The following is a 9,972-nucleotide window of genomic DNA, read 5'->3' as shown; positions in this document are numbered from 1 at the left end:
CTTGTGAAGTATTAAGTTTCCGTTCGCCTTGAGCCTGTCAAAAGGCGGTGTGTGCTTCGACAAGCTCAGCACGAACGGTTCAGACATTAAAAGGCCGAATCTATAAGCCGCTATTCTAACCACTTAATCACATGATCTTCCAAGTCATCGACTTGCGATTCTGCAATCGCAAAACTCCTGATGGAAACGCCAGCATCAACCACAGTGCCCGGCTTACCGGAAACCAAGGGATGCCAAAGAGGCAAATCTTCGCCTTCAGCAAGCAGACGATAAGCGCAGGTGGACGGCAACCAGCTAAATCCTGAGATTTCGTGTTGCCTGAGGTCAAGACACGCCGGCACTAACTGGGTGCGCTCCTGGTAATGAGTACATCGACAGGTATTCAAGCTCAACAAGCGGCAGGCGACATTGGTATAGCAAATCTCGCCCGTCTCTTCGTTCTCCAGCTTGTGGAGACAACACTTACCGCAGCCGTCGCACAAAGATTCCCATTCGTCATGGGTCATTTCCGTTAGCGTTTTGGTTTGCCAAAAATTCAGTGCCATAAGCAACTAGGTGTTGAATTGGTAATTTTTAGTCAGGCAATGGTCTAGCCATTTTTGCAAAAAATAATTGAGCCGCCATTTGTAGTTCATGATTTCACGGCACAAGCCAAAATCTTTGAATACCTGGTTTACGCTAGCCCTGGCGTGGTCGCTTAATGCTTCCGCCAACTGGGCATCCAAGTAAATCCTGATCCTGACGGCAGGCTCCAACAATTCATCTGTTTTTTTGTTAAAGCAATGACTTAATTCGATGGTCAGTGTATAGGCGGTTTGTTCGATAATTTGTAGATGCAGGGTCGTATTATTGCTTGCCAAACCAATGGCATTGTCCTTGATTTCACGCAGGTCGGGAATTAACCGGAATAGCTTTTCATAATTAGACGCACAAACTTGCTCTAGGCAAAGGGATTTGTTGATGGGGTTTAAAAAGCTCATGATTGTAGATTAACCTTCCTTGTAACTAGCATAGGCACTGGCCGTTTCCCACAGCACCACTTGGGACACATTAAAACCGCTTTCCTTTAAGTGCAGATAAATCATTTTGCTCAGGACTTCCGCTGTCGGATGTTCATCCAGCGCACAAAAGCGTTCGTTGTTTGCTTTCAGCGCAGGGATAAGTGGATCATCTTTATGTAGCAGGAAATTGTGGTCCAAATGCCCGTCAATATATGTCTCAACACACTCCCTGATGTCGGCAAAATCACACACCATGCCTTGTTCGTTCAACGTTTCCTGCACGACAGAGATAGCCGCCTTGACGCTATGCCCGTGCAAATTACGGCACTTGCCGGCATGGTTCATCAGACGGTGACCGTAGCAAAAATAGACTTCTTTAGTGATGGTGAACATGGTCATTAATTTCTACTCGTTACGGGACACAGATCATTCGGATTTGGATGGATTCAAACGGACGCAGCTTATCATTACCTAATGGGGATCAATTTCAACTCACGCATATCCCGTAAAAATGGACGATTATGCCTCAAAATCCTTATTGTCGGTGCTCAATTTTTTTAAAGGCTGAATATTCAATCTTCATCCGGTATCCGTCCCCGTAACTCCTCAGACAGTAACATTTGCCCTCCTGTTGTTACGATTTCCTCGTTTGCCCTTATATCATCTTTTACAAAATAGCCGTCAGGAACTGACTCGATATTCTTGATGGCACGTCGGGCGAACCTATCTTTGGCAACCTTAATGTAAACATAAACCTGATCCATGTACCAGACCAATGCCGATTCCGGGACGATAACCCCGCTCTCCCCCAATCCTGGTTCGGGTATCCAGGCCGTTACTTTCATGCCGATACTCAGGTCATCACCGTTAGCCTGAAAAAAATAGCTTTGACCTTGTAGGGTGTTGTCGGCTTGGCTAGACCTGGAAATCAATGTTGCAGAACGGGCCTTGCTACGCTGACCGGATGGCTCTATTACTATAGTATCAATTTCGCTCGTCAATTGTTTATTGGCAGGCAAAGTAATTTGCAAGAGCCGCCGCCCTCCCGATAAAAAATCATTCACTTGAACGGCCTTATCGGACAACACCCATTGGGCCAGCGTTTCACCCCACAAGAGCCGGGCTTCATTGGCTATCGCCAAATGCCGTGCATAGCTGGCATCCAGCAAGGCTTGATCCGCTGAGCCCAACGCCTCATGTTCCTGTAAAGACCGTTTGGCCGATACACCATGCCTAAATAAATCCTGCTGACGTTTAAGGCTTTGCCCTGACTGTTTCAACCGAGATTTGGCACCGTTGAGTTCGGCTTGGGCAACCAGGTAGCGCTCCTTTAGTGCCAGTAATGGCTGGATGCTGATGACTTTACCCATCGCCTCGAATTCTGCCTGGTGTTGGATAGTTTTCACCCGCAAAGTCTTTAGACCTGATTTTGTTTGTGCTACGCTATCGATTACCACAATTGGCTGGCCGCCTATGCCTATATGCTTATCCTGTGCTTCCTGACCGACGGCATCATCGTCACCCGCATTCGCACCTGCAAAAAAACAGCACGCCAGTAAAATCAGGATCGGTTTCAGCGAAATTTTGTTGCCGTAAGGAAAATGCATGTCACAGACAGGTCGTTAATAAAAGACGCTTAAAGTATAATGCCTAGCCACGGGCTTAAAGAATAATTATTGCCCTGATAGCTGGGCTTTAACCTAAAGCTCAAGAAGAGAAGAGAACATAACCCAAACCGTTGGAAACTTAAATGACGAATTTGCCGACTGACTTAAAATACGCACCTTCGCATGAATGGGCGCGACTCGAAAATGACAATACCGTCCGGGTGGGTATCACCGACTTTGCACAGCAGGAATTAGGCGACTTGGTTTTCATCGAGCTGCCTGAATTGGGACGAAAGCTGGCAGCACAAGAACAATGCGCCGTCGTAGAATCCGTCAAGACCGCATCGGACTTGTTCAGCCCCGTTTCAGGTGAGGTTTTGGCTGTCAATACAGCCGTTATCGACGAGCCTGAATTGGTCAATGACGATGCTTATGGCGCTTGGCTTTTTTGTATCAAAGCAGATGACTTAACGGATCTGGACCAACTCATGAGCGGCGCAGAATACCAGAACCTGATTAATGACTGAGCATGCCCATCCCCTAACAAAATATGATTGTAACGACGAATGGCTAACCAAAATGTAAAAGGCATCAAACGTATCCTCAATGCCTGTGTATTTTCTTATTACGGCTTCAAGGCAACCTGGCAACATGAAGAAGCCTTCAGGCAGGAAGTCTTACTGTTTTTGGTGACCACGCCTTTGGGCTTATGGTTCGGCGAGTCCATCATAGAAAAACTTCTGCTAGTCGGCAGCATGGTGCTGGTACTATTGGTCGAACTGCTCAATTCAGCGGTTGAGGCTGTCGTTGACCGAGTGGGCTTTGAACATCATGAACTGTCGGGACGAGCCAAAGACATCGGTTCTGCAGCCGTCATGCTGTCGCTGGTGTGGGCGGGAATAACCTGGGGTTCTATCTTATTTTTACGGGGGATACAATGAGTGCGTTAATCTGTGGTTCTATGGCGTATGACACCATTATGGTGTTCCATGACAAATTCGAAAATCACATCCTGCCTGAAAAAGTACACATCCTGAACGTTTCTTTCCTCGTCCCGGTCATGCGCCGCGAATATGGCGGCTGTGCTGGCAATATCGCCTTTAACCTGAAGTTACTGGGCGAGAAAGCATTGATCATGGCGACAGTTGGGCACGACTTTGAACCTTATGCCCAATGGCTTGGGCAAAACGGCTTATCTAGCGAATATATCAAAGTTCAGGACAACAGTTACACCGGGCAAGCTTATATAACGACGGATGAAGCCGGTAACCAGATTACCGCTTTTCATCCTGGGGCAATGAATTATTCGCATCTCAACTCAATCCCCACTGATGGGGGCATCAGGATTGGAATCGTCTCACCAGACGGTAAGGACGGCATGCTATTGCACGCCAAACAATTTAAGGAACTCGACATTCCTTTTATTTTTGATCCCGGCCAGGGCATGCCGATGTTTAACGGCGACGAGCTATTGCAGTTTATAGAGCAAGCGACTTGGTTAACCTTAAATGACTATGAATCCGAACTGATGCAGGAACGTACCGGCTTGTCCCTTGAGGAAATCGCAAAAAAAGTAGATGCCTTAATCATTACATTGGGCGCCCAAGGCTCCAAAATCTATGCCGATGGTGAGTGCATCTATGTTCGCGCCGCCAAACCGAAAAGCATTGTAGACCCTACCGGCTGTGGTGATGCTTATCGTGCCGGGCTTTTATATGGCCTGATGAACGGATTGCCTTGGGAAACAACAGGCCGCATTGCCTCATTGATGGGCGCCATAAAAATAGAACATAATGGCACCCAGAACCATTCGTTCTCTATGGAAGATTTCCAGCAACGGTATTTTGAAAATTTTGGCACATCCTTTTGATAACCTTGGCACCGAATGCTAAAAAATACCCAACAACTCTTAGATATCATGGCGCGATTGCGCCAACCGGAAGATGGTTGCGCTTGGGATATCAAACAGGATTTTCGCAGCTTAATCCCTTACGTTATCGAAGAGGCGTATGAAGTTGTCGATGCCATTGAGCGCAATGACATGGATGATTTACGCGCCGAGCTAGGGGATTTATTGCTGCAAGTCGCCTTCCATGCACAAATTGCTGCCGAACGTAACCACTTCACTTTTGAAGAAGTCTCGGAAACCATTTGTGACAAATTGATTCGGCGACACCCCCACGTATTTGCAGATGCCGTTTATGCAAGCGATGAAGAACGCCATCAAGCCTGGGAACAGGCCAAAGCGGACGAACGCCAAGAAAAAAACAAGGCTTCCGTTCAACTTAGCGTATTGGACGGCGTTGCGGGTAGCCTCCCTGCCCTACTCGAATGCGAGAAAATCCAAAATCGTGCCGCCAACTTTGGCTTTGACTGGGCGACTATCGAGCCCGTTTTCGATAAGGTGCAAGAAGAACTGGATGAAGTCAAAGAAGCCTGGGCTTCAGGCAACCAAGCCCACATCGAGGAAGAAATCGGCGACCTGTTATTGGTGACAGTTAATTTGGCGCGTCACTTAAAAATTAACCCTGAATTAGCACTCAAGCACAGCACCAAAAAATTCTCCCGTCGTTTTCAATACATAGAACAGCGAGTCGAATCTACAGGTCGCGACTTAAGGGACTGTCAACTCTCGGAGCTTGATGCGTACTGGGATGAAGCGAAAGAGGCGCTTAAAATTTGTCTATAGGATACTGAGGAACGGAATCAAAGCGCTCCTCCCACCCCGAACTTATCTGGAGGCTTACCCGTGCTTTCTTAAGCCAATTCATTGCATACTAAAACAGCAAGATTTATTTTTCTTAACCAAAAAATACTTTTATCAAGTCACTTTGGTCAACCCCAAATAAATACCACGAGGTAATTTTATGCGCCAGGACGATGGACGGGAAAGTGAGAATATCGAAGACCGCCGTAGTTCGGGGTTAGGCAGAGGCCTGGGTAGCACTGGATTTCCGGGCGGCGGCTTAGGAATGGTTGCGGCTGCCGTGGTCGCCCTTTTGTTAGGCGTTGACCCCAGGGTCGTAATAAATACCATAGGCCAATTGTCCAGTTTAGCGCCGTCGCAAACCGGAGGGGCCATTCAATCCAGCCCTGAGGATGAACGGACAAAGAAATTCATGTCAGTGGTTTTGGCGGACACCGAAGACACATGGGGAGCTATATTCCAACAACTAGGCCGCCATTACGAAGACCCGAAACTGGTGCTTTTCAGCGGCCAGGTAGAATCTGCCTGTGGCTACGCACAATCGGCGATGGGGCCGTTCTATTGTCCTGGCGACCGTAAGCTTTATCTCGACATGAGTTTTTTCAATGACCTTTCCTCACAGTACGATGCGCCGGGCGATTTCGCCCAAGCGTACGTGGTCGCCCATGAAGTTGGACATCACGTCCAAAACCTACTGGGCATAGCCAGCCAAGTGCAAACCGCCCAGCAACGCGCCGGTGAAACTCGAGGCAAGCAATTACAAGTGCGGATGGAATTGCAGGCTGACTGCTTTGCAGGTGTTTGGGCAAATAAGGCCAATCAATTCCGCAAGATCCTGGAACCCGGCGACCTTGAAGAAGCGTTGGGTGCTGCCAGTGGCGTTGGCGATGACCGTTTGCAGAAACAATCGCAGGGTTATGTGGTGCCGGAGTCCTTTACCCACGGCTCATCGGCACAACGGATGCGCTGGTTTACCGTTGGTGCGCAAACGGGGGATTTGGGCCAATGTGATACGTTTAAGGCGAATAACTTATAATTGCTGTCTTTAACAGACAAACAGAATCACCAAAAATCATGAACAAACTGGTCATTTACAACCACGGCAAAGATAGCACTCCTTGGGGAGAAAAAACGCTGGCTTTTGCCGACGTTGCCAAACGTCATGGTTACAAGATGGAAAGCCCTGATTATCGGGATGAAATAAATCCAGATGAACGGGTTAAGCAACTGCTGGCGATGGATTTCTCGAACTATTCCAAAATCGTTCTGATCGGCTCCAGCATGGGCGCTTATGTAGCAACCGTTGCTGCGGAAACCCTTCCTGTATCGGGGCTTTTCTTATTAGCGCCTGCTTTCTACTTACCGGATTATCTGCGACATGAATTCAAGCCGTTAGGACAGACCTGGGTATTCCACGGCTGGCAGGATGACATCGTACCCCCTGAAAACGCCTGGAGATTCTGCCAGCAGTACCGTTGTCGCCTGTTAATGCTCGATGACGGCCACCGTTTGATGAGCCAAATACCTTTGTTGCGGAATGAGTTTGATCGTTTTTTATCCGTTATTTAATGCCATATTCCAAAAAAATCCCCGCAAACACCGCCAAACCAAACCAGTTATTATTTAAGAACGCCTGGAAACATCGTTTCTTGTCCCGACGGAAAATCAAACCCTGCTGATAAACGGACAATCCGGTCGCTACCGTTAAGCCCAGATAATAAGGCCAGCTTAATTGCTGCATCAATCCAACTGTCATCAATAAGCCGATAATCACCAACTGCAATGCCGCCATGATGTGGCGGTCGAAATCACCAAACAGGATGGCAGTAGATTTAACGCCGATCTTCAAATCGTCATCCTTATCGACCATCGCGTACATGGTATCGTACACCAATGCCCATAACACCACCGCCAAATACATGACCCAGGCTACGGCAGGAAGTTGGTTTTGTTGGGCTGCAAACGCCATCGGCACCGCCCAACCAAAGGCTATGCCCAGATAGGCTTGCGGCAACTGCGTATACCGCTTCATAAAAGGATAACTGGCCGCTAAAAACGCCCCTCCGAAGGACAATAAAATAGTGTACGTATTCAACAATAAAACCAGTCCGAATGCACACAGGCATAGCGTGACGAAAACGACCAACGCTTCTTTAGCCTGGACTTTGCCGGATGCGATTGGCCTTAGTTTGGTGCGTTCCACGTGCGGGTCAAATTCGCGGTCGGCATAGTCGTTGATGACGCAACCCGCCGACCGCATCAACACCACGCCCAGGCAGAACACGGTCAACACCAATGGGTCAGGCTTGCCCCCGCTAGCTATCCATAAGGCCCAAAGCGCAGGCCAAAGCAGGATAAGGATGCCGATAGGCCGATCCAGCCGTGCCAATAAGCCGTATTGCTTGGCACGGTCTAATAGCCGTTCTTTGGTGATAGTTATTGCCACAATAAAAATCCAGGATAGGTGAGAATGCTATTATAATCGCTCATATTGAAGATTGATTGATATTCGTTTTGAACAGGTGGATCACTATGTCCGTAAAAATTTACCACAACCCACGTTGCACGAAATCACGGCAAACCCTGCAATTACTGAAAGACAAAGGCATTGAACCGGAAGTCATTGAATACTTGAAGACACCGCCCAGCCCTGCCGAATTGGCTGATATTCTGGAAAAACTGGGTATCGAACCCCGCGCTTTAATGCGTAAACAGGAAGCCGAATATAAGGCCAACGGCTTGGACAACAGTGCATTGGATACCCAAGCCTTAATCAACGGCATGGTCAGCCATCCTATCTTGATTGAACGTCCCATTGTAGTCGCCAATGGCAAGGCGGCGGTTGGTCGTCCACCGGAAAATGTGCTTGGCATCCTTTAACAATCGATGAACTTATGATTCCATTCATGGTTCGCCCCCCCCATGAACAGAATGATTACTTTCGCCCTGAGCCTATCGAAGGGCGCGACCAGAGATTCCTTTAATCATCGGAACCATTTCAAATAATTATGGTAAAAATCTTGATCCTTTTTTACTCCCGCGACGGCTCAACAGCAGAAATGGCTCACCTTATTGCGCGCGGCGTTGAATCTGTCAAAGGCGCGGAAGCCGTGCTTAGGACAGTCCCCGATGTTTCCGCCGTGTGCGAAAAAACCGCCAGCACTATTCCAGCCGAAGGCGCAATTTACGCTACATTAGAAGATTTAAAGGGCTGTGATGGCCTCGCATTAGGCAGCCCTACCCGCTTCGGCAATATGGCGGCACCGTTAAAATACTTTCTCGACGGCACGACTGAACTCTGGTTTTCCGGTGCGCTTTCAGGCAAACCTGCCGGGGTATTTACGTCTACGGGCAGTATGCACGGCGGACAGGAAACCACTTTATTGTCGATGATGTTGCCATTATTGCATCACGGGATGGTAACTCTCGGTTTGCCTTATTCGGAAAATGCCCTACGCGAAACCACATCAGGAGGGACGCCTTACGGGCCTAGCCGAGTCACATCGGAAGATCTGCCCATCACCGAGCAGGAAAAAGCGCTGTGCTTGGCATTAGGTGCACGCCTGGCAAAAACCGCGTTGCTGTTAAAACAAGGCACATGAAAATTGCATCCGACTTCCCTTATCGTATTGCTTTAGTCGGTTTTTTTGGATTGTTCGCTTTGTTGATGCTGTGGAATACGATCCTTACGCCTGCGTCCGAATTACCTGTGGCTTTCATGTTAATCCTCACGATTACCCCCCTGTTATTGCCCATGCGCGGATTTTTGGAGGGTCGCCTAAAAAGTTGCGCGTGGCTCGCTTATATTAGCCTTATCTATTTTATGCACGGCTGTTCTGAAGCTTATGCCAACGCAAACACAAGGCAATTCGCCTTGCTGGAAATCCTGTTAAGCCTGATGATTTTTTTTGGCGCGACTTTTTACATACGGTTATCGGGAACCCGCGCCTGAATGGCTGAACAGCTACCCGTAACATTTGAATTCAGGTCCAACCAAACATTTGACGATTTTTGTCCCGGCAGCAACCAGGAAATTATCGTCCAATTAAGGAAATCGGTTGCAGGCGCAGGCGAACAACTTATTTTCCTTTGGGGCGACAAGGGTCATGGCAAAAGCCATTTATTGCAGGCTTGCTGCCAGGATGCATTCAACCAAGGCATCCGTGCCTTTTACTTGGATTTATCAACTTCCATTTCAAGCGAACCCGAGTTACTGAACGGACTTGAAGCGTTCGAGCTTGTTTGCCTGGACAATATTGAGGCATTAATGGGGCTTGCCGATTGGGAATTGGCCTTTTTTAATTTTTTTAATCACCATCGTGACCGCAACCACAGGCTGGTCCTATCCGCAACCCGTCCGCCCAACGCCCTGGCCTTCACCTTGGCTGACCTGCAAACCCGTATCAACTGGGGATTGTCGATAAAAATTCAGCCCCTGGACGATAATGACAAAATCGCCGCGTTGACCCATAAAGCGCAACAAATGGGCTTTGACATTACACCACAAGTCGCACGATTCCTGCTGACCCATTACGACAGGAATTTGTCATCTTTGTGGCCAATGTTTGACGAATTGGACAAGGCGTCATTGGCCGCCCAGCGCAAGTTGACTATTCCATTTTTGAAGCAAGTGTTGGAACGGGACGGCAAATAGCCT

Annotated in this window: 15 protein-coding genes; 10 read left to right on the top strand and 5 right to left on the bottom strand. The window is 48.2% G+C overall.

Annotated features, from left to right (window positions below):
- Nucleotides 1-110: 110 nt before the first annotated feature.
- From MGMO_RS09315 to MGMO_RS09300, 4 genes are all read right to left on the bottom strand, one after another.
- Nucleotides 111-545: a YcgN family cysteine cluster protein gene (locus tag MGMO_RS09315; protein ID WP_023494804.1), complete on the bottom strand. Its 435-nt coding sequence runs from the start codon at nt 543-545 to the stop codon at nt 111-113.
- A 6-nt stretch (nt 546-551) separates the two neighbouring features.
- Nucleotides 552-980: a DUF1249 domain-containing protein gene (locus MGMO_RS09310; protein WP_023494803.1), complete on the bottom strand. Its 429-nt coding sequence runs from the start codon at nt 978-980 to the stop codon at nt 552-554.
- Nucleotides 981-989: 9 nt separating this feature from the next.
- Nucleotides 990-1,394 (bottom strand): 6-pyruvoyl trahydropterin synthase family protein, encoded by a 405-nt coding sequence (locus MGMO_RS09305; RefSeq protein ID WP_036307348.1) that lies wholly within the window; start codon nt 1,392-1,394, stop codon nt 990-992.
- A gap of 179 nt (nt 1,395-1,573) precedes the next feature.
- Nucleotides 1,574-2,608: an efflux RND transporter periplasmic adaptor subunit gene (locus tag MGMO_RS09300; protein WP_023494801.1), complete on the bottom strand. Its 1,035-nt coding sequence runs from the start codon at nt 2,606-2,608 to the stop codon at nt 1,574-1,576.
- Nucleotides 2,609-2,751: 143 nt separating this feature from the next.
- Here MGMO_RS09300 and gcvH point away from each other — a divergent pair, with 143 nt between their 5' ends.
- The 6 genes from gcvH (at nt 2,752) to MGMO_RS09270 (ending at nt 6,884) form a co-directional block, all read left to right on the top strand.
- The gene (gcvH, locus tag MGMO_RS09295; RefSeq protein WP_023494800.1) at nt 2,752-3,135 is read left to right on the top strand and encodes a glycine cleavage system protein GcvH; all 384 of its coding nucleotides are present in this window, start codon (nt 2,752-2,754) and stop codon (nt 3,133-3,135) included.
- A 39-nt stretch (nt 3,136-3,174) separates the two neighbouring features.
- Nucleotides 3,175-3,549, top strand: a complete 375-nt coding sequence (locus tag MGMO_RS09290; RefSeq protein WP_023494799.1) for a diacylglycerol kinase — start codon at nt 3,175-3,177, stop codon at nt 3,547-3,549.
- A complete protein-coding gene (locus tag MGMO_RS09285) occupies nt 3,546-4,478 on the top strand; it encodes a carbohydrate kinase family protein (RefSeq protein ID WP_023494798.1) in 933 nt (310 codons plus the stop codon). The genes MGMO_RS09290 and MGMO_RS09285 overlap by 4 nt, the downstream gene beginning before the upstream one ends.
- A 15-nt stretch (nt 4,479-4,493) precedes the next feature.
- Entirely contained in the window at nt 4,494-5,297 is an 804-nt protein-coding gene (gene mazG / locus MGMO_RS09280) for a nucleoside triphosphate pyrophosphohydrolase (protein WP_023494797.1), read from the top strand.
- A 178-nt stretch (nt 5,298-5,475) separates the two neighbouring features.
- Nucleotides 5,476-6,351 (top strand): KPN_02809 family neutral zinc metallopeptidase, encoded by an 876-nt coding sequence (gene ypfJ / locus MGMO_RS09275; protein WP_023494796.1) that lies wholly within the window; start codon nt 5,476-5,478, stop codon nt 6,349-6,351.
- A gap of 38 nt (nt 6,352-6,389) precedes the next feature.
- Nucleotides 6,390-6,884, top strand: coding sequence for an alpha/beta fold hydrolase (locus MGMO_RS09270; protein WP_023494795.1), 495 nt, complete (start codon nt 6,390-6,392; stop codon nt 6,882-6,884).
- On the opposite strand, the gene ubiA is transcribed toward MGMO_RS09270, so the two are convergent.
- Nucleotides 6,877-7,749 carry a 4-hydroxybenzoate octaprenyltransferase gene (gene ubiA, locus MGMO_RS09265; protein WP_036307346.1) on the bottom strand — a complete coding sequence of 291 codons (873 nt, stop codon included), beginning with the start codon at nt 7,747-7,749 and terminating at the stop codon, nt 6,877-6,879. The genes MGMO_RS09270 and ubiA overlap by 8 nt on opposite strands.
- 98 nt (nt 7,750-7,847) lie before the next feature.
- On the opposite strand from ubiA, the gene arsC reads away from it, so the two are divergent.
- From arsC to hda, 4 genes are all read left to right on the top strand, one after another.
- Nucleotides 7,848-8,195: an arsenate reductase (glutaredoxin) gene (gene arsC / locus MGMO_RS09260; RefSeq protein WP_023494793.1), complete on the top strand. Its 348-nt coding sequence runs from the start codon at nt 7,848-7,850 to the stop codon at nt 8,193-8,195.
- Between the two features lie 128 nt (nt 8,196-8,323).
- Nucleotides 8,324-8,917, top strand: a complete 594-nt coding sequence (wrbA, locus tag MGMO_RS09255; protein ID WP_023494792.1) for an NAD(P)H:quinone oxidoreductase — start codon at nt 8,324-8,326, stop codon at nt 8,915-8,917.
- Complete coding sequence (locus MGMO_RS09250; RefSeq protein WP_023494791.1) at nt 8,914-9,267, top strand: DUF2069 domain-containing protein; 354 nt, start codon at nt 8,914-8,916, stop codon at nt 9,265-9,267. Before wrbA ends, MGMO_RS09250 begins: the two co-directional genes overlap by 4 nt.
- Complete coding sequence (gene hda / locus MGMO_RS09245; protein WP_023494790.1) at nt 9,268-9,969, top strand: DnaA regulatory inactivator Hda; 702 nt, start codon at nt 9,268-9,270, stop codon at nt 9,967-9,969.
- The last annotated feature ends 3 nt before the right edge of the window (nt 9,970-9,972 follow it).

The sequence above is a fragment of the Methyloglobulus morosus KoM1 genome (genome assembly GCF_000496735.2).
GTDB classification, from domain to species: domain Bacteria; phylum Pseudomonadota; class Gammaproteobacteria; order Methylococcales; family Methylomonadaceae; genus Methyloglobulus; species Methyloglobulus morosus.
This window is presented reverse-complemented; position numbering and strand designations above follow the sequence as displayed.